This is a genomic window from Paenibacillus sp. L3-i20, assembly GCF_022180385.2.
Lineage (GTDB): Bacteria > Bacillota > Bacilli > Paenibacillales > Paenibacillaceae > Pristimantibacillus.
This window is the reverse complement of sequence record NZ_BQME02000002.1, coordinates 531,746-558,029: the sequence shown is the minus strand read 5'-3', so window position 1 is coordinate 558,029 and position 26,284 is coordinate 531,746. Positions and strand designations below refer to the sequence as shown.

Sequence of the window (26,284 nt, the reverse complement as noted above, 5' to 3'; positions counted from 1 at the left end):
TAGAGATTGTTGGCAAGCGGAATTGTTTGTCTTAATTAACTACTACTTCTTAGATCTATTTTTAAAAATAACGATCAAGCCGCCAATACTAATTCCAATAATACTCCAACTTGCAATAAACAAAATTGATTTCATCGTGAATACCCCTTTTTAATGTTGTAATATACAATTTCTTAATTGATCATTCATTACGTCGTGTTCATTATGATGTCTAACGGAATTTTTTCATCTAGTGCTGCTCCATTAATTATAACCTCATTATTACGTTCATTAACTGCTAACTGGGTCAATTTTAGTAACAATTTATAATATCGATTCAACTTAACCTTTAGAAAATCAGATAAGTTCCATTAAATTCAAAAAGACCCACGAGTGGGTCACCTATTAAAGCGTCCCTCTCATGGGTAATATTTCACCTAATACCGTTTTTGCTTGACGTTAAAAAAGTGAAATAAAATGAAATGCAATCATCTCAATACTTTTTATACATACCAACAGATTTAGGATACGTATATTAAAAACCAATTTTTTTGTACAAGCGGTCTGCTGGAACATCAGCAATTAAACTAACATAAGAGCCTTTTAGACTTAACCCTGCCGCTTTTCTCAGATCATTATATTCTTCTGGAGCAGGAATTTTGTATAGTACTTCAATATTGTTGTTCATGCACTAATCCTCCAGATTTCACTCGAAACAACACTTAATCACGCTCATAGATAGAACCTGAACGGCTAGCGAACAACTCCGTATATAGCTTCTCTGCATATGAATCTGTCATGCCAGCTATATAATCTGCAACTAGACGCTCCCACGGCCATTCCGATTTTTGGCGTTCATATCTAGCTACCCAGTCAGGTGGCAAAATAAGGCGACCTGTATCATAATGCTCCAAACTGTCCCATATTCGCTGCAACATATTTTCACTGCGCTTCTGTAACCGTTGTACTCGGAAATCTTTAATAAGCGTAACCCAAGCTAGCTTCTTCAAAATCTCCATCGTACGCAGAAGCTCAAAATCTTCTGCACCTTCTTTTACGAAGGTAACACGTTTCCATCCGTTAGTAGGATCATCGATAATACCAACGTGACTGGCAAACTTGTTCACCCATCTAGCTTTCATCTCACGACGAGTACGGGAAGTTTCCCTGCCATATTGCTCATAAATCGATTTCCACTCCCTGTAATAGCTATCCAATATGCGCTTAACCATGACTTTTAAATCCGCCTGCTCCCAATGAACAGCTTCCATACTTGCAGGGTCATTTATTATTTCTTGGACGACACCATTTACGAGGCGATCATCTTCAAAAAAGTTCTCCGTAAGCTGAATTTTGCCTGCGCGAATGCCATCTTCAATATCATGGGTGGAATAAGCAATATCATCGCATAGATCCATTAGTTGCGCTTCGAGTGTGCTGCATCCCTTAGGCATATCCCAAATATCTCTTAAGTAATCGATCCCTTGCCATTCCATCGGATATACACCCTTCATTCGTCCGGGCTCTTCCAAACTGTATGGGTATTTGTTAACTGCGAGCAATACAGCTGCCGATAAATCTAGACCCCGGTCACTTCCAGCCCGTTTCTCCAGAAACATCAAAATTCGAAAGTTTTGTGCGTTTCCTTCATAAGGCAAGCCATGACGCTCTCGTAAAATATCGTTAAGTACTTCTTCGCCTTTGTGACCGAAAGGAGGATGGCCGAGATCATGCGCGAGTGAAGCACATTCTACTACTTCAGGTACTATCTTTAAACCAGGATGTTCATTAGCAGCAAGAAATGAATACGTTTTCCCTAATCGTCTCGCTACTTCTCGAGCTATTTGCGACACTTCAAGGGAATGAGTCAGCCTTGTGCGATAGTAATCCCCCGAACCTGCACCAAACACTTGTGATTTGCCCTGAAGCCTGCGAAAAGCAGGCGATTGAATGAGTCGTGCATAATCCTTTTCATATTCGTCTCTATCTTCACTAGATTGTGAGTTGTCTGTATCATGAAGTCTAAGCTTACGAATGTTCATTACTTTTCACCTGATCCCTTAATATTGCTCATTTAGGCAGTAGTTGAAGGTGCATATGACTTTAGCCACTGTGTAAGCTTAAGCTCCATTTCCTTGCGGAGCTTGTCCTTTTCTTCACCTTGAATGAAAGCTGCTTCTACGCCATTCCTTACAATTTGGCATAATTCTTCTTCTGTAAAATTGAGATGTTTTTGCAACATTTCATATTCCTTCGTAATCGTAGTGTCAGATACAGTTAGATTATCTGTATTAACTGTCACTATGAATCCTTGATCGAAATAGTCTCTTAGCGGATAATCGTCCCAACTTGCTACCGCTTTTGTCTGTAGATTACTGATCGGACAAAGTTCAAGAGGAATTCGTCTGCTTTTAATTAATTCCATCACTGAAGCATCTTCTCTCATTCGTACACCGTGTCCAATTCTCGTTGCACCGAGCATTCGTACAGCTGTTTCTACACTTGATGCACCTGCTGCTTCACCTGCGTGAATCGTAATTGGCAAACCAAGTTGCCCTGCCTTAGCAAAAATATGTTCATATACTTCTGGAGGGAAAGCTGCCTCAGCACCTGCTAAGTCAACTGCAACAATGCCTTTGCCGAAAAATCGAGCTGCCGCATCTACTACCGCTTCGTTCATCTCTTCAGAATGCCCTCTTAAACAAATCGCAATAACACGTGCGATTACGCCGAACTCCTCTTCTCCACGCTTTAAGCCAATAAGAACATGCTCAATTACTTCATCCATCGATAAACCTTTATTGCAATGCAATTGTGGTGCAAAACGGACTTCGATATAAGGACAGTTTTGATCATTTGCTTGACTAACTAGCTCATAAGCAACACGTTCAAGTGCATGTGCTGTATGAAGAAATTCACCTACAAAATGAAATTTATCCAAATATTCCGCTAAACTCTCACATTCCCCTTCGACTTTCATATACGGAATTAATTGCTCTGGCTCCCATGCAGGCAATGTAGCACCACTCTCACGCGCAAGGTCAATTATTGTCTCCGGCAACACGCTGCCATCCAAATGAAGATGAAGATCCACCTTCGGCAATGTATGTATTCTCTCATTAATTGTAATCATATTTCCCCATCCTCCAGTTCATGCTGTCCGCACATCTAATGAACGCTACGTTGCTCTTAGCAATCGCATTTTTATGCAATACTATATACCATTTGAATCTTCAAAGTAAACAACTTTAATATGCCCAAGACAACAATTGCCATTACAAGAGCAGAAAATCTCTCATCAACCTACTAGTTGACCAGCAATTTGCACGCAAAAAACGGGATAAAAGCATCCATTGCTTCCTCCCGTTTTTATACGTATATTCATTTATTTACAAGCAACAAGCTAGTCTATTTACCAACAACCACTTCGCCCGGCCAAGCAAGCATTCCACCTGTAACGTTGACGACATCAAAACCTTGCAGACTCAAAAAGTCACAAACTTTCCCGCTTCTTCCACCGCTTCTACAAATGAAAACGACGTCGCCTTCTACATCATGAACTTCATTCGCACGTGCTTGAAATTCAGATAGCGGGATAAAACGAGCTTGCTCAATATGTCCATCCTCCCACTCGTCTTGCTCACGTACGTCGATCAAATTCAACTTAACGCCTTCCTTAAGCTGATCGTATAACTCAGAAGCTGTCATTTCCCGATGCATATGTTCAACACCTTTCATAAATAATTATAGCTAATAAAATGCATTGTATCGTTTTGCAAGATGAAAGTCTATGTTAACTGTGTCATAACCGCTTGTTTTTGTTTTTGGCAGCCAGTAAGCGGCTAACCGTCCTATCTCTAGGTTCAGAGTCTGGTGACATTTGATCATTTGTAGAGCTTTCCATACTTTGAACTGTAATATCCACATTGGATGTATATGAAGGTTGATTAGTATGACTATCATTTGAAGCGAATGTGCTTCTCTTCTCCCGCTCATTTGATGGTTTTGTCAACTTATCATTTACTACAGTTATCCTATCCTGCTTAAGCCCCGGAACTTCATCCCCATAAAATCGATTCCGCGCATCCGTTCGTTTCTTGAGCCTACTTAATGCAATCCCTGATTCACTCATGGATTCAGCTGTATTACGTTGACCACGCTGTAGTCCCCTAATTGGCGCAACGATCGTTGCCATAATTCGCTGCCATGGCAATGACAACCTACGTAGAGCAATATCCAACAACCACAGCAATAATATAACTACTAAAATTTCTTGTGTCCAATCAAAAGGCATCCGTTTTTTCAATGGATCAAACGAATAACTTTTAGCCGATTCTTCAGTACTAAGCTCTCTGCCGCCTGTTACAGCTGCAAGTTCCTTTAACAACTCTGGACCGTCCTCATCACCGATTTGATACTCCGATGAGTAAGGAATGACATAACCAGCTGTCGTTCCACCATTAATACTAGCAGCATTTTCACCGTCTTGTGGTGAACCTATCTGTACTAGGTAAGCACCCGGCTCGACCGCATCCATTTGTACTTCATAGCGCCCAGGCGCAACTGGCATCAGCCGTTTCAACGTGTTAGTACCCGCTTCATTTTGCAAACCAGCCCAAACTCCAGCCCCGTTGCCCGATGCGTAGTCATCCCCTGCTGACTCAACTATTAGCTTGCCATTGCCCCCATCAACTTCTGTAGAAATGTGATAGGGAGAGCTATCAAACTGAGGAAACGTCCACTTCACCCATTCTGCGAATACTTTCGGAAATGTTCCCCACTTCACCCAATCCGATGACCATTTACCCGTCAAATCACTTGTCCACGCAATGGATCGTCCCGAACCATATGTCCATCTGGCAAGCAACGGATCTCCATCCGGAGACCATAGAGCTACTTCCGCCATTTCCTTCGGTGTAGTTGCAATATACGCATTCAGATTAGGAGCACCGTCGTTCCAAAGTGTTCGCCAATCTCCCGCGTCACCAATAGATGGCGTGATCATCCCATCAACGATATAAGTTCTTGACATTAAGACAGTTTCACGGCTGAATATGGCAGGTAATGTACTCTGATCTTTTGTAAAATAAAACCGCCCATTGGTAGCTTTCGCTAAACTTTCCAGCAACTTAACATCCGATCCTTCTCCTACTGCAACGGTAGATATCGTCATCCTATTTTCATTCATCGGATCGGTAATCGTTGCATAACTCATGTTGGTAGAAGATTGTCCATCTGTTAACAAGATCATATGTTTACGCTGAGCATCAATCTTAAGTAACCCCTGATATCCTGCATCCAGCGCTGAATAAATTTCTGTTCCGCCTTGCGGTTGAATCCCTTTAATCTTATTTATTACTTCTTCTCTTTCTGATAGCTTAGTCGGTTCCACTACCCACCAAGGTCCAGAATCAAATGCTACAACACCAACCGTATCAACATCTCGCAATAACTCTACCGTTCTCATAGCGGCTTCTTTAGCTAGTTCAAGCTTACCGTCTGACATACTGCCTGAACGATCGATAACTAAAACGAGACCAAGTGATGGAATTTGCTTCTTTCCTTGTAGATCCATATAGACGGGGAGTGCCCGTTCTACAGGGGTTTGAAAGTATCCACCAAGTCCGAAGCTTTCATCCCCACCAACCATCATTAGACCAACACCATAATCGCCTACAGCTTTTGACAACCATTCCATCGGTTTTGCTGCAATTCTAGTTGCTGGAACATTATTAAGAATGATACTATCGTATGCCGCATATTCTGCGAGCTCCTGCGATAACTGCTCAGGTAAAATTGTTTGGTGTGCAATGACTGAGGCCGTCAAAGCAGATTCGATATTTTCGGAGGAATCGGAAATGCCCTCAACTATTAGAACGGTTGGCGGCCCACTTACTCGACTGAACGCGTAAGCTGAATTGTTGGCTGATTGTCCATCTTCATCCGTATATATCTCAGCTCTGAACCGATGAAAGCCTGACTCAAGCGCTACGGATTGCAGCGAAAATCTGTTTTCACCTTTTTCAAGCTGAACTTTTGACGTAGACAACGCTTTATTATCCTCAAATAATCGAAGCTCCGCTTCACCAGCAAATGTGCTTTGAATCGTCAGCTCAAAGCTGAACGTTTCACCTTGCTTGAGCGATGCTGGAACTATAAGTTCATCGATAGCTATATCACGTTCAAGTTCGGAAGCTAAGTTCACAACATCAATTGCAATTCCAGCGTCTTGCAGCAATCTAGCTTGTCTCGTCGCATTCCCCGCATTTTCCGAGCCGTCCGATAATAACACGATTCGGCCACCGCCTTGCTCTCGAAGCATGGCAGCACTTAGTTGCAGTCCTTTAGAGAGATCAGTGAATGAGTCATTTAATTCAGTTCTAAATGTATAGCTTTCCGAGCTCGCAAGTGGATCTTTCGTCAGCGGACGGTCAACAACAGCATGTAGTCCAGTGGAAACGATGGCTCCATAGTCGTTCATCGATTTATGTCCCCATGCTTCCGCAATCCAATGTTCGATCTCTTCTTGCCCCTTCATGCTAGCTGACCGGTCGGCTAGAAAAACAACATTGCGTTGTTCAATTGAACGATAGGGATAAAGCTGTGCTGCAATTGCAATCAATAAGAAAGTAATTAGTGCTCGTGTAGCAATCACTGCCCATTTCCGCGTACCATTCAGACGTGGAGTCCGACTAATCATCCACCAGATGTATGCAGCCCACAGTACTAATAGCAGTAATGCCCATGGCGTTCCAGCTTGAATACCCACGTCGATACACCTCCCATTCAATTGACATGATGATTAGAATGAGAAGTGCAGCCCAAAGCTGTAAAGAATGGTGATCGAGCGGTTTAGCAGACTCTTTTGTACCTGCAACTTCACCTTCGTTTAACAAAGCCGATGTCCGCAATCGCAGCTCATTGTCAGCATCGAGAACAGGTGCAAGCTCAGCATTATTTGCTGTCACAGATAGATAACGATCGGACAATTGTTTCTTGCTAGCGTCCCATTCGATTAGACGATATAGTCCGGGAATAGGCGGAGCTTCATACATATTGTCAAGGTTTTGTTCCAGTTGTAAATTGGTAGCTAGGAGATCACTTTCCTGTGATATCTCTGATCCTAACCATTCAACCGCTTCCCATTCTACTGCTGTCGTTTCCGCTTGCAAAGAAATATTAAGCAGTTGCCCTGCAGTTGCTGTTCCTAATTGCTGCAATGAACTTCCATTCATCCATTCAGCAGCTTGAACAATTAACACCGGAAACTCTGGTCTTAGCGGCAAATCCGTATCTTGAAGCTTAAAAGTAAATCGAAGTCGGGGCTTGCCTTCCACATGTCCCGCATAGATCGCTGGAATTTCACCATAAGTAACGATAGCTTCTCCCCAGTTAGTCGTTTCAGATCCTGGCAGATTAAATCTCCCAATGTGTGTATCTTGAAGTGAAATATATGATGTAATTGGATGATCTTTAATTTCTATGGTAGCAACTTTAGGAACAGCCGAGGTCGATAGCCCTTCCGCAGGGTGGTCAATGATCCAAAGTGGTTTGGAATCAAGCTGATTAGACCAAACCTTATCTGCTTTTAATTTGTCTTCTACTCCATCCAGTACAATCCAATCAAACTCTTCCAACTTTTCATCTGACAATGGGGCACTTTCAGAACTCATCTTCACAGGCTGAATGCCAGCAAGAATAAGCGCCTTCTCAAGAAACATATTTCCGTCGGTTACGAGCAATACTTTCCTAGCTCGCTGCACAGCTGGGAATTGGTAAGCTACATTGTCTGTCAAAATATGATCCCACGCAGGTAACAACTCTGCCTTGTAATATTCAGCATATGGTAAACCTGTTGCTTGAGCGCTTTGCCATTCTCCTGGCGCTGCTTTCAAGTCTAGCTTTGCAACTCTTTCCCTACCCTTGTCTTCTAGGTCAGCATAGATCTCCACTGTAAAATGTTGTTCTTTGTTCCCGTCATTTCGAATCGTAACGATACCTTGATTCATATTAGGGTTTGCTGGATCTGCTTTAATTCCAAAGCTGAGAATAGCTCCATTCCCCACCCTTTTGTCGTCCCCAACCTTCATAATTTCTAGGGGATTCTGTAGTGTTAACGCATTCGCTTCTTTCACATCGACCCACTTTCCATCCGTAAACAAAACGGTTGCACCTTCTTTGTCGCCATGATGCAAGGAGTCTGCTAATGAAATGGCAGCCGTATTATCGGTGTGACCATAATGAGGACTCAATCCTTCAAGCTCTTGCTTCAATAGTTCGTGATCTCTCTCTTTTGTAGCAAGCGTTTTAGGTAAGGCACCCGTTGCAATAATCGATATGGGCCTATCATTAGGCTGATCATCAAGCCAACTTATGGCTGAGTTTATGGCAAGCTGAAACGTCGTTACATTCTGCTCTTCACTACCATCTTGAGAAGGAAGTGTGTTTCTAGCGGTCATACTGCCGGAACGATCTATTATTAGAACGGCATGACCGTCAGCATCCCCTGATTTGGAGATTACGGGCTCCATTAATGCGATAACGATAAGTAGTGCGGCGAGCAATTGCAGCAGAAGGAGCAAGCGGCTGCGCAGCTTTTGCCAAGGACGATTAGCTTCTTGCTCTTTAAGCAATTTCCGCCAAAGTAAATGACTTGCCACTTCGGTGTTTTGATATGTTTTTTTCAAAATGTACATGAGTACAATAGCTGTTAAAGATACACCGAACCAAGCGGATGCCATGGATAGAAACTGCACCAAATCTCCTCCTTTCTGCTCTTAACGAAGCAACGTCGTCCATTTTTTAGTAAGTAGTCCTTTGTGATTAGATGTAGATAGTTACTTCCTGCTTCTCAGGCACAAGTTAGCTTTATAGTAATTAACAGTGGTTACTAATTACAGATGTTTACTGACCTATTGTATTTGGAGTCATCATCATTATTTTTATTGCATCCTTAACCGAAGTGCTTGTTTCGATAAATAAATAAGAAGCGCCTCTCTCCGCACATAAGCGCCTTAAATCTTCACGATATGCTGCAACAGCAGCGCGGTAATCCTGTAATAAGTTATTGGAAATAGCTACTTCTTTCCCTGTGCCGAGCTCACTGTCAATAAGTTTTAACTCACCACTCAAACGAGGATTCAGTTCCTCTGGTGACAAAATATGTACAAGTACGATTTGCTGCCTAGCAGCCGTTAGAGAAACAAGTGTTGCTTCAATTCCATCTTCAAACATGGCATCAGTAAAAAGCCATGTAACACCAGAACGACGCGGTAACGCTCCCGGTAATCGAAAAGGAATTGACATATCTTGAATCTGAGTCTGCTCGAAATCACTAATCTCTTTGATAGTTAAATCATCAGCCGAGTCGATAAAGTCAGCCTTATTCTCCGAGCTGGCTTGATAGTGGGTCGCTAAATATCGAAACAGCTTCATGGAAGCACCTCTGCCATGCAACGTGGATTGTTCTCCCGATACAACTGCATGATCAAATAACTTAAGAGATAAACGATCATCACCATTTAATGCTGCATAGCCGATGCATGCTGCAAGGCGGAACGCATATTGACCCTTACTGACATTTGCCCCTCCCGAAAAAGCCATTGATCGAGATGTATCCACATAAAGATGAACATGGAGCTCCTGTTCGTCCCAATATTGACGCAAGTAGGCTCTACCCGTCCGACCGTAAACATTCCAATCAATCCGGCGAACATCGTCACCCGGAGAGTATGGTCGATAATCTGCAAATTCCTGAGAGCTGCCTAATAGAGCAGAGCGTCTTTTGCCAGTCATCGTCCCTTTTACCCGTTTGCCCCCTGCGATTCGCAGCCGATCTATTGCCGTTAATACAGATAGATCAGGAAATAAAAGATGGAGAGCCTCGTTGCCATCAGCTTGTCCAATAGCAGAAGGAATCGCTTCCGACTCTTTCCCGACAATATGTTCCTCTATCATCGCTTTGCCTCTATTGCTTGTAAAATAGTCTCTGTAATTCTGTCACTAGAAAGCCCAATTGCTTGAGCTTCATAGCTCATAACGATACGATGCCGTAATACAGGCAACGCTGTTTGACGTAGATCATTCCATGAAACATGCATTCTTCCAGCCATCAATGCTCGGACTTTGCTTACCGAGATTAGTGCTTGCAATGCACGAGGGCCTGCACCAAATCTAACATAACGTTTCACATCGACAGGAGCTTCGCTTTCATTTGGATGTGTATGCATAACTAACTGAACAGCTAAATCGAGAACATCCTCGGCTACCAATATTTGTTTGGCTACTTGCTGTATTGCAGCTAATTCATTACCGCTCATAACAACTTCTGTTTTAGGTTGATTAATTGAGGTTGTACGAATAACGATTTCCTTCAACTCTTCCCGCGTCGGATAATCTACACCTATCTTAAGCAGGAACCGATCAAGCTGAGCCTCTGGCAATGGATATGTACCTTCTTGCTCTATTGGGTTTTGTGTGGCAAGCACAAAAAAAGGCTTCGGCAACTGGTGGGTCACTCCACCAGCTGTTACCGTTCCTTCCTGCATAGCTTCAAGCAAGGCGCTTTGAGTCTTCGGTGTTGCACGGTTAATCTCATCAGCAAGTACTAAATTGCCAAATATAGGACCCGGCTGAAATCGCTGCGCCGCTGCTCCCTGAGCACCAAAATCGATTAGTGTCGTTCCTGTAATATCAGATGGCATTAGATCCGGTGTGAACTGAACTCGTGAAAATTGCAGAGCAACGGTATCCGCTAGCGTTCGAACCAACATCGTTTTGCCTAAGCCCGGAATGCCTTCCAGCAGCGCATGTCCTCCTGCAACTAGACACCATAGCAGCTGCTCGACAACAGTAGATTGACCGACGATAACTCGCCCGATCTCTTCTTTAAGCGCTTCTATCTTCGCTGTAGCTTCCGTCAGCTGTTCCTTCGTTTCAATCATTATGAGCTTCCTCCTAATGCTTAAATGTTTCTATTTACTAGCCCAAACGCTATCGATTCGGTTGGATTTCATCGAAATATTGTTTTACTTTATTCTGCATACTAGACGGTAATTGCGTGCGACCAAGTGATTTCTTCGCTTCCGCTGCATATTCGTTATACACCTCTTCGTAAGGTCGAGTTGTCCCATCAATCATCGGGGATTGACCTCCCGTTTGTGTCTCTCCGCCTGTTGAAGGCCCTCCATCTTGTTGAATATTACCTGACCCTTCCATGCTGCGCGGAGTCGTGACCAAGTTCCGATCACCAATACCTACTCCAGCACCGCCACCTTGACCAGAACCACTTCCCGAACCTGTACCTGATCCTGACCCGCTTCCTGCACCTGCACCCGAACCACTTCCCGAGCCTGATCCTGACCCGCTGCCACTTCCTGCGCCCGAACCAGTGCCTGATCCTGACCCACTGCTGCTTCCTGTGCCCGAACCACTACCTTCTCCTTCGCCTGGACCAGTTCCATTCGTGCCTTCGCTTCCTGATTCGCCGCCAGACCCGCCTTCTCCGCCCTGAGTACCGCTTTGACCTCCTTCACCCGAAGATCCGCCAGATTGGCTGCCAGAACTGCCACTGCTCGTTCCAGATGCGCCACCAGCAGCGGCGCTCGCCCAAGATGGCGGCACTCCGCCGCCCTGCTGGGCCAGCTGCTTTGCAAGCTGCCCGCCGCTGTTATTGAGCTGGCCCGACATAGACCGGGCCAACTGCTCTAGCTCGCCCTGCGACAATTCGCGGGCGAGTGCTTTCTCAAGGGCGGCAAGTCCATCGCCGCCCTTGCCCTTGTCGGGGGCGGCTTCGCCTTCTGCCGCCCCCTCTTCCTCGGCGGCGCGAGCTTGCTGCGCCGCCTTCTCAAGCGCCGCTGCAAGCTCGCTAGCGGCGCCCTCCTCTTGCGGCTGCTCATTCGCCAGCCGCTCTAACGCTTCCGCCAGCGCTTCGCGCTCCGCTGGCGACAGCTCTTTCATCTGCGATCGGAGTTCGTCGATCGCCCTCTTCATTGCAGCGACATCGGTGTCTTTCAGAGCCTCACCCAGCTGTTGCAAATTAGGCTCTTCACTCATCATCTTGGCCGCTGCTTCCAGCCTTTCACTAGCAAGCTTCGCCTCACTTGCCGCTTGCTCTAATTCCTTCATCGTCTCCGCAAGTTGCTCCAACGTTTCTATCGCATCTATGCCCGATGATTCAAGTTCGCGTCTAAGCTCCTCAATTGGCTTAAGTAGCTCTTCCTTCGCTTCCTCTGGCAATTCGGCTGCTGCTATCTCATCTGTTAACTTCTCTGCTTCCTGCTCAAGTTGTTCACGTGCATGTTTCACCTCTGCTAATGCTGCCGCTCGTTCGTCAAGCGGATTCGGTATAATTAGCATGATGATAATAACTACCCAAAGAACGAGTGCTCCATATACCATCTTTCGCCATCTGTGCCAAGCCGGCCATGGTAACTTCTTCTTAATGTTGGTAACATATTCCTTTGCCGCCGCTTCCGCTTCTTCACGTTGAAGCATGACAAGGAATGATACCCCTCCATTCGCTTCTGCTCTCTTGGAAACATCCAAGCCATCAAGAGCAGTCATAATCGCATCTTCTGTCCCGCTTTTGTCCATCGTTCTAGCTGCTTCATTAATCGATGCCCTTTTCCACACTCCGATAACAATACCAATCGCTATACCTATTAGGACTGAGGCCACGAAGAACCATTTAGCATATAGTAGAGGAAACATTCGGCTGCTTAGTAAAACTGACGCTCCCGCGAAACTACCACCTAATAGTCCTATTATCAATACACGGATTAATCGAAATAGAGACAATCGAAAACGAACTGTCCTCAGATAAGTATGCAATGGCTCTTTAGACACCAGACAAACCTCCTTCTAAACAAACCTATCGCTTGAGCCGTGGACGAAGCTTACGTATAGCAAGCCATAAAGCTAAAGAAGACAAAACAGTATAAATAATCATAAATTTTAGCCATACCGGCAATAAACTTCCCTTTATATGACCAGATCTATTGGAATAATTGTTATTAATATGGTCTGATATTGAAGGATCAAGAATGCTATATAAGGCAACAGCAGGATTCCACGCCAGTATATTTCCGATCCAAGAGTAATCTTCAGTTCTTACTCCCGCTGAATTGTAACTAGCTTGTTCTGCTATTCCTTGCAATACAAAATAGATAATTACCGTTCCTACAAATATAAATAATGTAACACCGTAGGTGGCAATAACTGAAATCATCGTTCGCTTCAAAATAGTAGAAAACAATATTCCAAAAGATCCCAAAACAAACATAACAAATACATAAAACAAAAATATGAGAATCATTTGCTTCGGCGAAACACCGCCATACAAAAAAATCATACTGTAAACCGGTATCGTACTTATAACAATCAGTATCATAAAGCTAAGTGATGAAACGAGCTTACTAAGTATAATTGTAGAGGAGCTCTGCTGGGTTGTGAGAAGCAAATTAAGTGTTTGCTTCTCACGTTCCCCACTAATTACACCAGCGGTCAAGCCTGGAGCCATAAATGCTACTAATCCGAGCTGTGCCATACTTAAGAATGAAAACAACACTTTACTCTGCTCTGGATTGTAGGCACCACCTCGACCTGACATAACTTGAGTCAAGTAAACAGCACTCATCGCCATAAGTCCTATTGCGAATAAATAAAAGAACAATGTCCACATCGCTCGTGGAGTGCGCATACGAAGTCGAAATTCTTTGTCGAGCACAGGATTGATCCATTTGATTCCAAACCGTCTTCCATTGTTTTTTGCTAAAGCCTGCTCCTTCATTAGATATCTCCGCCTCCTTTCGTTATTTCCAGAAACACATCTTCCAAATTTGTTTGTGCTTCACTGAATGAGATAACCCGGAATCCAGCAGTGATTAGTTCAAGCAGAAGCGCAGATTGCTCCTCATCCTGCCCGCCGAAATGAATTTGCAATCCATTCTCATCTCGCAGCAGACGATTAACATAGGGACGATCACGCAGAAATTGTTCTGCTTCATCTAAACGGTCGTGCAGGCGAATATGAAGGAATCGTTTTACACGCAGACGCATCTGAATATCTGACACGTTGCCAACTGCTACCATAGAACCATGCTCAATGACCCCAATTTCGTCTACCATCTCCGCAAGTTCTGGCAAAATATGTGATGAAATAATAATCGTTTTCCCCATCGACTTAAGTTCTTTCAATATTTCTCGCATTTCAATTCTCGCCCTAGGATCAAGTCCAGAGGCTGGCTCATCCAATATAAGTAGATCAGGGTCATGTACAAGGCAACGAGCAAGACAAAGTCTTTGCTTCATTCCACGTGATAACGTATCTACATACGCTTCCTTTTTGTCCGATAGATTAACGAGCTCTAGTAATTGAGGAATTAAAGCTTCTCTCTCAGCTTTTGGAATACCGTAGCTTGCTCCATAGAAATGCAAATATTCCACCGTCTTGAACTGATCGTAAACACCAAAAAAATCCGGCATATATCCGATCCGCTTTCGAACTTCGTGAGGATGTTTCGTTACATCAAAACCATCAACTTTTGCATAGCCTTCACTTGGAGCAAGCAATGTCGCTAAAATAGACATCGTTGTTGATTTTCCCGCTCCATTGGGTCCTACAAAACCAAATACTGTACCTTTTGCTATCGTCAGATCTATACCTTTGAGCGCATGAAATGTTCCGAACGATTTCGCTAATCCGCGAATTTCTATCATTGGTTTCATTTCCTCGTTCTCTAATTCGTAAATGAAGGTTGGGAGATCCTTATTTTCTAACGATTCAATCGTACTCATTGCTGCTTCTCCTCTCCTTCAAGGACGATTTGTGGAAATATAATACCCGTTTCATTGGTTACCGATGCCTTAATACGAATAGAGCCGCCTTTTACCAAATAGTCATTCGCAACTTTTAATGAATCATTAATTTCATTCCATTGGCCAGAAGCTTCATTCCAAATTGTCCATGAAACATCTGGGCGATTATTAATATCGAATTGAACATTTATTTTGTCATAGTTAATTCGATTAACATTAGGTACTAAATATTCAATGATTAACTCACCATTAGATCCTTGAACATTACTTCCGTAATTGGTAAATGTTTTTAACGTATGGGAAGTAATAATTGGCTGGATAGTTCCCGCAGATACAACGACCTTATTTCCAACCTTCTCTACAGAATCTAGTTTTTGAATCCACATTTTCAAATTATCCGATTTTACTTTTTTTCCATCGACCTCATATTGTGACTCATGATCAATGCTATATCCAACTATAACCGGATCGATTACTGTAGTTGACATCCCATTATTGTGGCCAAAATAATTATCGGTGATATTCCGTTCACGATCTTTATCTTCTTGCCTACCGGTTGTTGATGGAGTAGAAAAAATAAAATCACTATAGTTACTATAATTATTGGAATACGCCATTTTTCCTGATGGTCTGGCAGCAGCACCGTTTTCACCCTTTTTGAGATCCCCGATTCGTACTACATGACCATTCATAATAAGTGAAACATTCGTCAAATCAGCAATTGTATTATTCGTAACATTGATCAATGTTTTTCCATCTTTTTGCTCATATTTTACGGAAAACAATCCTGTCTCAGCACTATCTACTACACGTCTTTCCATCCATAGCTTTCGTGTTGACCAATAGGGAACCGACTCCCATCTAGCTATACTTTCTTCCTCTCCCGACTTGAATTGATATTTACCATCCAGTAAGAGGGCTCCATTCACAAAGCCGTTGACATCATCAGCATACGGTTGAATCGTACGTTTATCTGAGAATGATGCCGTAACCGTTCCCCCAGTAGGAATAAATAGACCAGTACCCCCAGATACAACAACTTTGCCATCATTCGATGCTTCAATGAGTTCAATTGTGTGGGCAGATATGGCACGTTTATCTTCCGCTCCAATATAAAAGATCGTTATTCCCATAATGATTGAGAATGTCGGAATCATCCACCAAGCCCATTCTCTTCGATCCGTCTTACGTAAGATGAAGTAGAGTACTGGTGCGACTAGCAACATATACAAAACAAACATACCTAGCAACAGAGCAAAGCGAGGTGCTTTAATCGATGGAAACTGGTCAATTACATATTTAATGTTTTGAAAAGCATCTCCTGAACCATTCCACGACCCTATTTGAACATAGCCACCTTGGTTGTTTTGATTTCGTATTAAGTTCCGTTGCAACAACCTTGACCATAAGTTTGCATTCCCTGACCATGTTGACATTGGTTCTAAAGAAGGATCATAAGCGACATAAATGACCGAACCGAAGCCAAATTGATTTTCTACTGCAATCGGTACGTCAGACTCACTGATCAGAACATCACCAGCTACGACGTTGCCGTTAGAAAGTGTAATTGGCTGGTCTAGCTTCAATTCAGCATCGCCAATAGCAGCCATTGATTCTGTGCTTTTAAGTTCTGTTGTGCCATTTGCTTCTATTGGTGCAATCTCTTTGAAGGCTTTTGCTGTTGAAGCATACCCAGCACCACCAGAGAGAACTAGACTTCCACCTTTAGTGACCCAATCCTGAATTGCTTTAACAACCTTCTTATCCCACTCGCCAGAGTCAACGTCATTTATAACGAGAGTATCGATGGAATCTAGCAATAAAGCATCAGCTGGCAGATCCTCAATTGTAATTGGTACTACATCGATACTATATCCTTTTTGATTTAGAGAAGGCATAAAGTTTAACGTATCTGGATCTCTCGAAACGACCCCAATGGAATAACTATTTTTCATCGCTTTTGACAAATAATTTTGACCAATAATACGAACTTCCTTACCGCTTTTGTATGAACCTTCAAAAAAACGAATACGGCTCGTATCTTTAGATAAAAAACCGCTTGGCAATGCAAGTGATACTTTGACTGCAGTATCCATAGGCAGTTCAACAGGTACAACGATATCATTCGTAATACCTTCCCTAGTTATTGTTGAAACGACAACGTCCCCTTCTACTGCCTCTTTTGTTTTGTTCGTTAGTGTCAGTTTAAGCGGATTCCACTTTGAATCTTTAGAATAACTTGAGTACCCTATTTGAGACTGTACTTCAATTCCTCCATCGTCCTTTGCTGAATAGGAAATATCTGTCATTGGAAACGCTGACAACAATAATGCCATAACCACCATTATTGCAATCATTCCTACTCCTCGGTTCAACCTTACGTTCACGCCATGACCTCTCTTCTATGTATTTTGGTCCATAAATAAAATGACGTACTCCATTTCTTTAAAGTTGCATAATTTCCCAATATGATTATTATTTCGACAAAATATAAAATAATTAATAGAACATTTGAGTCAAACATCTAATACGAACATCTCCTCTATCACAAAAAAAACCATCTACTTGTACTTCAGGACGGTCAGTCTCATCGTTTTTATACTCAATTAGCAGTCTTTTAGGTGCAGCGTATATGCTCAGGCTCCCTCTAAAATAGCCGAACTATTCTCTTCCATTTGCTTATTACTAAGTAAATAGTGTATCATTTGACCCTAAGCAAAAACTTTCGAAAATATGGAGGCCTTTATATGCAACAGAAAATCGAGCTTAAACCTGGACAAAAACTTATTACTGATAAAGATTTCGAAGTAGCAATTTCCAGAAAAATAGAAATTAAAGCAATGCAAAACGGAATGCAAATTAGACCAGCAGCTACAATTGTAGGCTATAACGACAGTTCAATTCGTATGTCTGACGGAAGTGTCATCCACAGAGCTGCAAATACATTTTTTGTTTAAAAATGCACTAGACCGAGAAATCCGTCGGTCTCTTTTTTTTGTACTGTTCTACTTACTTAACTCCACCAGTCGTTATTGAATCGATCATTTTGAAAGACTTCATCGACCGCAAGTTTTTGTTCAAATTGATCGTAAATGAGGCTGCTTAGAAAACCATGACTAAAGTCTCTTACTTTCATTTCTTTTCCTTCTCTCTGTCTTTTTCTAGATTATAGGATATATGCTCTTCAATATCTTCCACTTTCAATGGATTGCTTGGGTCAATCATTTCATATAGTTGAATGGCAAAATTTTTGTATTGTACTTTAAGATTTCTAACTTTTTTATCGTTCGCCTTAAACTCTTCTATCAATTTGTAAATTAGTTGTGCTTCATCTTTAACTTGTTCCTTATTAATTCTTTTATTTTGTCTAAACATCGATATGTTATATATTATATTTTTTCCATACTTTTTCTTGATTTCTTCATAGCTGCTTCGTTTTGTAATGTAATCAGTATCCCCAGTAGCCATTAAAACATTGAAAGTTAATACTTCACCAAATACTCCCTCCGCGATACTACTTAAATCTAAAAAAGCATCCTTACTCAACATCTTATAATGGTATGTACCTATGTGCTCAAACACTTCAAGCTTTTCATTTGTTTGTAATTCAAAAGGAATAGTATGACGATTTATAATACCAGATACTATAAAAGGTCCTGCATAATATTTGCCCTTTCTCATATCTGTTACAGTCACATCTTCTCGTAAATATTTTTCAATTCCCACCTCAGCTCTCGCCATAAACTCTATTTCATTTTTCGAATAAGATTTTCCTAAAAAATCAGTATAATTAGATAAAATATAGATAATAGTTCCGATAATAATTATGGTACCTACTAAAATCTTGTACTTTCTCTGCATACTTTACCCCTTTCTTTCAATTATACAGATGCAGGGTTCGCTTACATTTAAAATGCTATATGAATCCTGTTTCTTTGAACAAAATACCAGTCATCTCAAATTTGCATTGTCGATTAATTGTTATGAGCCCCATTAACTTGTAGGGATAACTACTTTCATTGCTCCTGATTTGCGGCATTAAGCCGGAATACCTACACAAGTTGCGATCCACTTCCCTTTTTTCCATTTCATCGTTAGTATGACGTCCTCATTAAAACCTGAGAATCCATTGTCATAGTGGTTCTTAACAGTGACATGCGCTATGAAGAAGAAATGTAATGGGACTAACGAAGCTTTGTAGGAATGATTGTCTGGCATATACTCGATCTCGTACCTACTCACCCTGTCGGCTGGATGCAGTTTATCGTATACTTCATCAGTCATAAACGCTCGGTAGTCGGTGTTTGATTTCATCCCTGCTACTAAGATTTTCTTGGAGGCTTCATTAATATTGCTACCAACGATAACGTAGGCGAAAATGAAAGCCGCAATACTACTATAAATAATCACTTTTTTCTTCAATCTCCATCCTCCCATTTTTCAATTTCATAGATACTTGCTCAATCAAAAAAATAGGGACAAAAGCCCCTATCTCCTATTACTTCCACGCTTGATATAAAGCATGAGTACCTTTTTCCCCTAATCCGGCATCTGCAATTTTGTTATACATTTCCCGAGCAAGCGCTAGTCCTGGAAGAGTAATGTTCATTTCCTCCGCTGCATCAAGGGCAATGCCCATATCTTTTATAAAATGTTTAACGTAAAATCCAGGCTCATAGTTGCCTGCAATGATGCGTGGTGCTAAATTAGTGAGCGACCAGCTTCCTGCAGCACCAGATCCGATACTTTGGAGCACAGTATCTAAATCCAAACCCGCATTTTTGGCATAAACGAGCGCTTCACACACGCCAATCATGTTGGATGCTATTGCGATCTGATTTGCCATCTTTGTATGTTGACCAGCCCCAGGTCCACCCTGTAACAAGATTCCTTTACCCATCTGCTCAAAAATAGGCAACGCTGCTTGAAATGCGTGACGATCGCCTCCAACCATAATGGATAACGCAGCATTACGAGCACCTATATCACCACCTGACACTGGAGCATCGAGAGCATAGACATCTCTGGCTTTAGCTTCTTCATAGATTCGTACCGCGAGCGCTGGACTAGATGTCGTCATATCGATCAATATTGCTCCTTGTTTTGCAGAGCTGATAAGACCTCCTTCACCGAAATAAATAGCTTCAACATCGGAAGGATATCCTACAATTGTTATTACTACATCACATTGCTCTGCTAACTCTCTATAATGATCATGCCATAACATTCCTTGCTCTATCAGTTCATTCGCCTTAGATTTCGTACGTGAATAAATATGTAATTCATATCCCGCCAGCGCAATATTCCGTGCCATACTGCTTCCCATAACACCAGTACCTATGAAGCCTACTTTCGTCAACGCTGGACTAACCATGCTCAGTCACTCTCCTATTACAAATATTTATCTAGTAATTGTTAAACGATTACATATTGTCCACTGCATTATAACAAAAAAAGAGCTCCTTGGATGCTGTCATCCAAGAAGCTCTTCGTTAAAATTATTTTGTCGCTGGCTTAAAGTTTTTTTCCAACAACTGTTTCTTCAACTTTTTTCTATTCAAGAATTCGTATACGATCGGCACAATAATTAATGTTAGAAGCGTTGAACTTGTCAATCCGCCGATAACCGTAATTGCCATACCTTTTGAAATTAAGCCACCTGATTCAAATCCCAATGCTAGTGGCATCAATGCGCCCACTGTTGCAATCGCCGTCATCAAGATCGGACGAAGACGAGTAACACCAGCTTCCAGCAATGCCTCACGTACAGTCAACCCATCTTGTTCTTTATGAATAACTCGGTCGATTAAGACGATAGCATTCGTTACAACGATACCAATGAGCATTAATGCTCCGATAAGAGCAGTAGCACTAATCGTTTCACCTGCAATCAATAATCCAACCAATGCTCCGATAATCGTAAACGGTAGTGAGAATAGAATTGTTAGTGGAGTCAATGCTCCTCCAAACGTTAGAACCAATACCAAGTAAACGATCGCAACCGCAGCTAGCATAGCTAAACCTAGTTGTGCGAAAGTCTCATTCATTTGCTCGGTTACGCCGCCTTGATCGATATCGACGTTACCAGGCAATTTCATTTCATCCACTGTTTTCTGAATGTCTTTTGATACGGCAGCTACGTTTGCGGATACAGCATCAGCGCTCACTTCCGCATAAATACGATCATCTTGACGCGTAATCGTATTAGGTGATTCACCTTCCTCGATTTTCACAACATCTTTTAACTTCACTTCCATACCCAATGGTGACATTATAGCGACGTTTTCTAGATCGGCTATAGATTTATACGTTTTTTGCTCTACTTTCAAGTAAACGTTAAACTGTTCGCCATCCTTCTCAACTGTCGTTACAACAGGGCGCTCACGTGAAGGACTAAGTGCCATCGCAACCTGACCAGCTGTTAGACCATATTGGCTCAGCTTGTCGCGATCAGCAACTAATCTGTACTGCTCATACGTTTTGGAAAGGCTCGAATCAATATTTTTAAGATCAGGATTTTCTTTCAACTTCGCAGACAATTGTTCTACGACAGGCTGGATCGTTTTCATATCAGGACCATAAACGAATAGTGAGATACCTGATCCACCCATTGCGCCGCCGCTAAAGTCTTGTTTCTTCCATTCACCTTTACCACCAAGCTCTTGCAACAATGGTACAACTTTATCTTGCTCTTCTGTAAAGCCTTTAAATTCCTTGTCATAGCTTAAGTTAAATAATGCTTGTTTTGATCCACCTGGACTCATCGGGTTTTGTCCACCTACCGCGTATTGGACAATTGAAAGCCCCTCACGATCAAGAAGAACTTTTTCTGCTTGAAGCGCCATAGCTTCAACGTTTTCTCGCGTTTCACCTGGTGCTGGATTATATGTGATGATCATAGCTTTCTGCTCATCAGCAGGCATAAAGCTAAATCCGATAATCGGAGCAAGCATCAAACTACCAATTAGCAGTACAACTGCACCACCGAACGTAAGCAGTTTATGATTAAGCGTCCATTCAAGAACTCCCTTATACCATAAAGCAAGGCGGCCTGGTTTGTCTTCATGCTTCTGCTCAGGCTTAAGTCCGTTGCGGAACATCATATGAGCCATCATCGGCACAACTGTAATAGCTACAATTAGGGAAGCAGCTAGTGCAAATACAACTGTTAGTGCAAATGGCAGGAATATTTCGCCGACCATACCCGAAACGAAACCAAGAGGCAAGAACACAGCAACTGTTACAACAGTAGAAGCCATAATAGGTACAAACATTTCGCGTGTTGCATCTAATATCAATTCTTTACCTGTTAATTTCTCTGTAGATAAAGACATACGTCTGTAAATATTTTCAATGACGACAATGGAATCGTCGATTACACGTCCAATTGCTACTGTAATTGCACCTAGCGTCATAATGTTAAGTGTAATATCCATCTGTTTCAAAGCGAGCATCGCAATCAAAATGGACAACGGGATGGATACTACTGAAATAATGGTCGAACGAATATTACGCAGGAACAACATAATGATAAGTACAGCACATAATGCTCCGATTATCGCTTTGCTAATCATCGTATGAACGGATGCTTCGATCGGCTCACCTTGGTCAAAAGCCACTGTTACGAGCAAACCTTCATTATTTGCTTCAAGTTCTACAATCTCTTCTTTTACAAGATTAACAACATCTACTGTGTTAGCATCCGCTGCTTTCACAATACTGATGCCGATTGATTCTTTTCCGTTAGTGCGAGAAATAGATTCCGCTTTGCCTTCAACCTTTAGATCCGCAACATCGCTTAGTTTAACACCAGGAATTAATACGAGATTGTTCAAGTCATCGACAGTAGTAATATTACCGTCTACCATAATCGACTTTTCAGTATCACCAAATTCAAAGATGCCAAGTGGTACAGAAAGAGCAGAAGCTTGAATGATGCCTTTAACTGCATCTTCCGTTAATCCTTTTGCAGCTAACTCTGCCGGTTTGAAAGTCAACTCAGCTTCCATTACATTTTGTCCAGATATTTGAACGTCTGCAACACCTTCCAAACCTTCAATCTTAGGAAGTACGTTGTCTGTTACTTGCTTCGTCAGCTGCTCCAAATTCAGGTTATCGTTTGATAAGCTGAGGGAGAGAACAGGGAAAGCGTTCATGCTAATACGGGATACATCCGGATCAGCTATACCTTCTGGGAAATTCATATCAGCAAGCAGCGCCTTCACTTCATTAGCTGCTTTCTCCATATCCGTCTCATACGTATACTCAATAACGACGGATGAAGCATTTTCGAAAGATGTTGAAGAAACTTTATTTACACCGGCTAAATTCCGTGTACGTTGCTCAATCGGCTTCGTAATTTTCTCCATTACTTCCTCTGGAGCTGCACCAGGATATACGGTCGTTACACTTACGATAGGAATTGTAATATCAGGAATTGTTTCCATCTTCATGTTCATTCCTGCATTTAAACCTGCGAATAAAACGATAATTGTAATGAGCCAAAGGGCAAACTTGTTGTTCAATGAAAACGATATAAACTTTTTCAACTTCTCTCCACTCCTCTATCTTTCTCTCTTAAACGTTACACTTTAAATCGGTAACCTACGCCCCATATCGTCTCAATGTATTGTGGCTTCGACGGGTCATGTTCTATTTTCTCACGCAGCCTCCGAATATGAACCGTTACCGTAGCTGCATCCCCGTTTGATTCAAGCCCCCATATTCGTTCGAATAATTCTTCCTTCTCGAACACACGGTTTGGGTGCGAAGCCAACAACAGGAGCAATTCATATTCCTTTGAAGTCAACATCGCTTCTTCATCGTGAATAGTTACTCTCCTAGCTTGCTTATCGATTAATAAACCACGTATTTGGACAAGCTGACCCAAAATAGGTTTATCAGCAGTCAGACGATCATACCGTGCTAGATGCGCCTTGACTCTAGCGACCAGTTCACTTGGACTGAATGGCTTCGTAATGTAGTCATCCGCCCCTAATCCAAGTCCTCTAATTTTATCAATTTCTTCTTTTTTGGAAGTTACCATGAGTACAGGCGTATTATATTTGCTTCTAATCTGCCTGCAAATTTCATACCCATCCACTTTCGGTAGCATTACATCAAGTATGATGAGATCATATTTCCCTTCCAGTGCCATTTGGAGTCCTGTGTCGCCTCGTCCTTCAATATGAACGATAAACCCGTGGCTTTCCAAATAATCACGTTCAAGCTCAGCGATCGCTCTTTCGTCTTCAATGATCAAGATGCTCTTCATGCTCGTTCACCGTCCTAACTGCCGTCGTTATTGGAAGCATCAGACAAAAACGCGCACCGCCTTTTTCTTTGCTCTCAGCCCATACAAATCCGCCATGACCTTCTACAATTTGCTTCACTATTGCTAGTCCTAGACCGCTCCCCCCAGTCTCAGAGTTTCGGGATTGCTCTGCACGATAAAACCCTTCAAAAATATGAGGTAAATCCTCCTTTTCGATTCCAGGCCCGGTATCATCAATTTGAATATGAGCGAAACCATTTTTCTCCCTCATTTCAACAGAAATGATACAATCCTCGGATTCTTCTTCCCCAATCATATATTTCAAACTATTGTTCAAAATATTAGCGAGAACTCGGTTCAGCTTGTCTGGATCGGCTGCTACGAGTAAGGTCCCAGATAAGTAGGGAGTAAATTGAAGCTGTACTCCACTCTTCTCCATTTCAAACCGTTGTTCATCAACAAATTGCTCCATATAGCGATTTAAATCAACAACTTTAAAGTCATAAGCTACTTTCTGCAAATCCAACTTTGTGTAAAGAAACAATTCATCAATTAACTGATCCATATCAGTTGCCTTGCGATAAATCGTTTGCATATAACGAATTCGCTTCTCGTCCGTATTAGCGATTCCATCCATAATACCTTCAACATATCCCTTAATAGCAGAGATTGGCGTTTTCAAATCATGAGTAATATGGGATAGAAGCAGCTTCCGATTTTCTTCGTATTGCAAGCTTTGATCAATCGATTGCTTTAACCGAATTCGCATTTCTTCAAAAGCTGATCCTAGTTGAGAAATTTCAGTAAGCTGCATTTTTTTTCCTAGCTTGCCCATCTTAAGCTCATGTGATAAATCGCCTTCTTTAATATGGAGTGCAGCAGTTCGGAGTGACTGAATTGGACGAATGATACTCCGTGAAACAAAATAGGTAAGCAGCAAACTTGTCAAACAAACGATCACCAATCCAATGGCCATCGATAACGGATGCCAAAACATAGGTACCGGCTCCGTGCGGTGCAATAGGACAACACTCCCGCTACTTCCATCTGGATATTGGAATTGAATCGGATGAGAAGTGAAGCGATACAGTTTAAATGAATGCTGCGCATCTGGTTTATCTATTATTCGCTGCCAATTCTCATGAGGCGAAAGCTCCATCAAGAAAGGCGACACTTCGTCAATACTACCTTCCCGCGTAATGATAAGGCCTGCCCATTGATCGCTTAATCGTTCTTGCAGGCTGCTTACGAATTCGGAATCTTCGAGCTTCGCAGTATCCTCACGCATGACGTATGTCAACTCTCCATAAATCAATGCTTGATTAAATTTTTCATTAGTCTGCTTTTCGAGTAAATCCCTCATATCATGTTTGCCGCTAGCAAAAAGAATTAACAACATCAATAGGAGCAAAAGGATGACCGGAACAAATGCCATTGCTAAGTAAGACATATATAGTTTTACTTTTATGGACATACGTCACGCTCCAACTTGATGATTGTTTACTTCTACTATGGTTAATCATAACGGTCAATTCTAAACGAAAAAGAAATCAATTCTTACAGAATTATTACGTTTTCAGTTTAGAAAATTCAAACTATTCAAGTGTACCGAATTTTCCGATCGGCCAAATCCGGAAAATGGCTTTTCCTTCAACACTATCTAATGCAACAGGACCAAACATTCTGCTGTCCTCACTATGTTCGCGATTATCACCTAACACAAATATGTGATCGGCAGGTACCGTATACGGCATAGCTACCGAACCCGCATAAGTTTCTCCTTTAGCGTACGTTTCATTTAATTCAACACCATCAATAATAACGTTGCCATTACGAATATCTACAACTTGTCCAGATAGTGCAATCACTCGTTTAACTATACGACTTTCATGTTCTGGACCATTAATAATAACGATATCGCCTTGTTCTGGGTCATTAAAATAATAGGACACCTTGTCTTCAATTAAGCGCTGACCAGCTACTAAAGTATTTTGCATGGATACGTTGTGAACCTCTGTTTGCGCATATGCATAGTTTTGAAACAATAATGCTATAACGATTGCAATAGATAATGACATAGCCCACTCTCTTACTTCTTTTACCCAACTACTTTTCTTTTTCGTTTGTTCTTCCAAATTACTCACCTCTTCTTTTTATTAGGAAATAATGTATGTATTATTTCGTGCTGCCTATACGTTATACGCTAGCATTTTC

Annotated in this window: 20 protein-coding genes and 1 pseudogene; 1 reads left to right on the top strand and 20 read right to left on the bottom strand. The window is 41.9% G+C overall.

The window, feature by feature from the left end; all coding sequences use genetic code 11:
* Positions 1–514: 514 nt before the first annotated feature.
* The 12 genes and pseudogenes from MFF31_RS15865 to MFF31_RS15810 form a co-directional block, all read right to left on the bottom strand.
* A pseudogene (locus MFF31_RS15865) lies at positions 515–577 on the bottom strand (GNAT family N-acetyltransferase); the annotation flags it as partial.
* A 124-nt stretch (positions 578–701) separates the two neighbouring features.
* A complete protein-coding gene (locus tag MFF31_RS15860; protein WP_238189122.1) occupies positions 702–2,021 on the bottom strand; it encodes a deoxyguanosinetriphosphate triphosphohydrolase family protein in 1,320 nt (439 codons plus the stop codon).
* 32 nt (positions 2,022–2,053) lie between these two features.
* Entirely contained in the window at positions 2,054–3,112 is a 1,059-nt protein-coding gene (gene add / locus MFF31_RS15855) for an adenosine deaminase (RefSeq protein ID WP_238189120.1), read from the bottom strand.
* Positions 3,113–3,387: 275 nt separating this feature from the next.
* The gene (locus MFF31_RS15850) at positions 3,388–3,717 is read right to left on the bottom strand and encodes a rhodanese-like domain-containing protein (protein ID WP_248565501.1); all 330 of its coding nucleotides are present in this window, start codon (positions 3,715–3,717) and stop codon (positions 3,388–3,390) included.
* A gap of 64 nt (positions 3,718–3,781) precedes the next feature.
* Entirely contained in the window at positions 3,782–6,748 is a 2,967-nt protein-coding gene (locus MFF31_RS15845; RefSeq protein ID WP_238189116.1) for a VWA domain-containing protein, read from the bottom strand.
* Positions 6,672–8,735 (bottom strand): vWA domain-containing protein, encoded by a 2,064-nt coding sequence (locus MFF31_RS15840; protein WP_238189113.1) that lies wholly within the window; start codon positions 8,733–8,735, stop codon positions 6,672–6,674. The genes MFF31_RS15845 and MFF31_RS15840 overlap by 77 nt, the downstream gene beginning before the upstream one ends.
* 148 nt (positions 8,736–8,883) lie before the next feature.
* Positions 8,884–9,936 carry a DUF58 domain-containing protein gene (locus MFF31_RS15835; RefSeq protein ID WP_238189111.1) on the bottom strand — a complete coding sequence of 351 codons (1,053 nt, stop codon included), beginning with the start codon at positions 9,934–9,936 and terminating at the stop codon, positions 8,884–8,886.
* Positions 9,933–10,922 (bottom strand): AAA family ATPase, encoded by a 990-nt coding sequence (locus MFF31_RS15830; RefSeq protein ID WP_238189109.1) that lies wholly within the window; start codon positions 10,920–10,922, stop codon positions 9,933–9,935. The genes MFF31_RS15835 and MFF31_RS15830 overlap by 4 nt, the downstream gene beginning before the upstream one ends.
* Positions 10,923–10,971: 49 nt before the next feature.
* On the bottom strand, positions 10,972–12,825 hold the full coding sequence (locus tag MFF31_RS15825) for a hypothetical protein (protein ID WP_238189108.1): 1,854 nt from the start codon (positions 12,823–12,825) through the stop codon (positions 10,972–10,974).
* A gap of 25 nt (positions 12,826–12,850) precedes the next feature.
* Positions 12,851–13,768, bottom strand: a complete 918-nt coding sequence (locus MFF31_RS15820) for an ABC transporter permease (protein ID WP_238189106.1) — start codon at positions 13,766–13,768, stop codon at positions 12,851–12,853.
* Positions 13,768–14,697: an ABC transporter ATP-binding protein gene (locus tag MFF31_RS15815; protein ID WP_238192062.1), complete on the bottom strand. Its 930-nt coding sequence runs from the start codon at positions 14,695–14,697 to the stop codon at positions 13,768–13,770. Before MFF31_RS15815 ends, MFF31_RS15820 begins: the two co-directional genes overlap by 1 nt.
* Before the next feature lie 74 nt (positions 14,698–14,771).
* Positions 14,772–17,183, bottom strand: a complete 2,412-nt coding sequence (locus MFF31_RS15810; RefSeq protein WP_238189104.1) for a DUF7408 domain-containing protein — start codon at positions 17,181–17,183, stop codon at positions 14,772–14,774.
* A 360-nt stretch (positions 17,184–17,543) separates the two neighbouring features.
* Between MFF31_RS15810 and MFF31_RS15805 the strand changes: the two genes are divergently transcribed.
* Positions 17,544–17,753: a hypothetical protein gene (locus tag MFF31_RS15805; protein ID WP_238189102.1), complete on the top strand. Its 210-nt coding sequence runs from the start codon at positions 17,544–17,546 to the stop codon at positions 17,751–17,753.
* A gap of 56 nt (positions 17,754–17,809) precedes the next feature.
* On the opposite strand, the gene MFF31_RS25240 is transcribed toward MFF31_RS15805, so the two are convergent.
* The 8 genes from MFF31_RS25240 to lepB all read right to left on the bottom strand — a co-directional run bounded on the left by MFF31_RS25240 (position 17,810) and on the right by lepB (position 26,214).
* A complete protein-coding gene (locus MFF31_RS25240; RefSeq protein WP_282570500.1) occupies positions 17,810–17,932 on the bottom strand; it encodes a hypothetical protein in 123 nt (40 codons plus the stop codon).
* Positions 17,929–18,657, bottom strand: a complete 729-nt coding sequence (locus MFF31_RS15800) for a hypothetical protein (RefSeq protein ID WP_238189100.1) — start codon at positions 18,655–18,657, stop codon at positions 17,929–17,931. The genes MFF31_RS25240 and MFF31_RS15800 overlap by 4 nt, the downstream gene beginning before the upstream one ends.
* A 177-nt stretch (positions 18,658–18,834) precedes the next feature.
* Positions 18,835–19,218 (bottom strand): hypothetical protein, encoded by a 384-nt coding sequence (locus MFF31_RS15795; protein WP_238189098.1) that lies wholly within the window; start codon positions 19,216–19,218, stop codon positions 18,835–18,837.
* A 76-nt stretch (positions 19,219–19,294) separates the two neighbouring features.
* Positions 19,295–20,170, bottom strand: coding sequence for an NAD(P)-dependent oxidoreductase (locus MFF31_RS15790; RefSeq protein WP_238189096.1), 876 nt, complete (start codon positions 20,168–20,170; stop codon positions 19,295–19,297).
* A 124-nt stretch (positions 20,171–20,294) separates the two neighbouring features.
* Positions 20,295–23,345 carry an efflux RND transporter permease subunit gene (locus MFF31_RS15785; protein WP_238189094.1) on the bottom strand — a complete coding sequence of 1,017 codons (3,051 nt, stop codon included), beginning with the start codon at positions 23,343–23,345 and terminating at the stop codon, positions 20,295–20,297.
* A 35-nt stretch (positions 23,346–23,380) separates the two neighbouring features.
* Positions 23,381–24,070, bottom strand: coding sequence for a response regulator transcription factor (locus MFF31_RS15780; protein ID WP_238189093.1), 690 nt, complete (start codon positions 24,068–24,070; stop codon positions 23,381–23,383).
* On the bottom strand, positions 24,048–25,544 hold the full coding sequence (locus MFF31_RS15775; protein ID WP_238189091.1) for a sensor histidine kinase: 1,497 nt from the start codon (positions 25,542–25,544) through the stop codon (positions 24,048–24,050). The genes MFF31_RS15780 and MFF31_RS15775 overlap by 23 nt, the downstream gene beginning before the upstream one ends.
* Positions 25,545–25,665: 121 nt before the next feature.
* A complete protein-coding gene (gene lepB / locus MFF31_RS15770) occupies positions 25,666–26,214 on the bottom strand; it encodes a signal peptidase I (protein WP_238189090.1) in 549 nt (182 codons plus the stop codon).
* Positions 26,215–26,284 lie beyond the last annotated feature (70 nt).

Coding starts and splice junctions, on each gene's coding strand:
- MFF31_RS15860 (WP_238189122.1), bottom strand. CDS start 2,021: ATGAACATTCGTAAGCTTAGACTTCATGATACAGACAACTCACAATCT.
- add (WP_238189120.1), bottom strand. CDS start 3,112: ATGATTACAATTAATGAGAGAATACATACATTGCCGAAGGTGGATCTT.
- MFF31_RS15850 (WP_248565501.1), bottom strand. CDS start 3,717: ATGAAAGGTGTTGAACATATGCATCGGGAAATGACAGCTTCTGAGTTA.
- MFF31_RS15835 (WP_238189111.1), bottom strand. CDS start 9,936: ATGATAGAGGAACATATTGTCGGGAAAGAGTCGGAAGCGATTCCTTCT.
- MFF31_RS15830 (WP_238189109.1), bottom strand. CDS start 10,922: ATGATTGAAACGAAGGAACAGCTGACGGAAGCTACAGCGAAGATAGAA.
- MFF31_RS15820 (WP_238189106.1), bottom strand. CDS start 13,768: ATGAAGGAGCAGGCTTTAGCAAAAAACAATGGAAGACGGTTTGGAATC.
- MFF31_RS15815 (WP_238192062.1), bottom strand. CDS start 14,697: ATGATAGAAATTCGCGGATTAGCGAAATCGTTCGGAACATTTCATGCG.
- MFF31_RS15805 (WP_238189102.1), top strand. CDS start 17,544: ATGCAACAGAAAATCGAGCTTAAACCTGGACAAAAACTTATTACTGAT.
- MFF31_RS25240 (WP_282570500.1), bottom strand. CDS start 17,932: ATGAAAGTAAGAGACTTTAGTCATGGTTTTCTAAGCAGCCTCATTTAC.
- MFF31_RS15800 (WP_238189100.1), bottom strand. CDS start 18,657: ATGCAGAGAAAGTACAAGATTTTAGTAGGTACCATAATTATTATCGGA.
- MFF31_RS15790 (WP_238189096.1), bottom strand. CDS start 20,170: ATGGTTAGTCCAGCGTTGACGAAAGTAGGCTTCATAGGTACTGGTGTT.
- MFF31_RS15780 (WP_238189093.1), bottom strand. CDS start 24,070: ATGAAGAGCATCTTGATCATTGAAGACGAAAGAGCGATCGCTGAGCTT.
- MFF31_RS15775 (WP_238189091.1), bottom strand. CDS start 25,544: ATGTCCATAAAAGTAAAACTATATATGTCTTACTTAGCAATGGCATTT.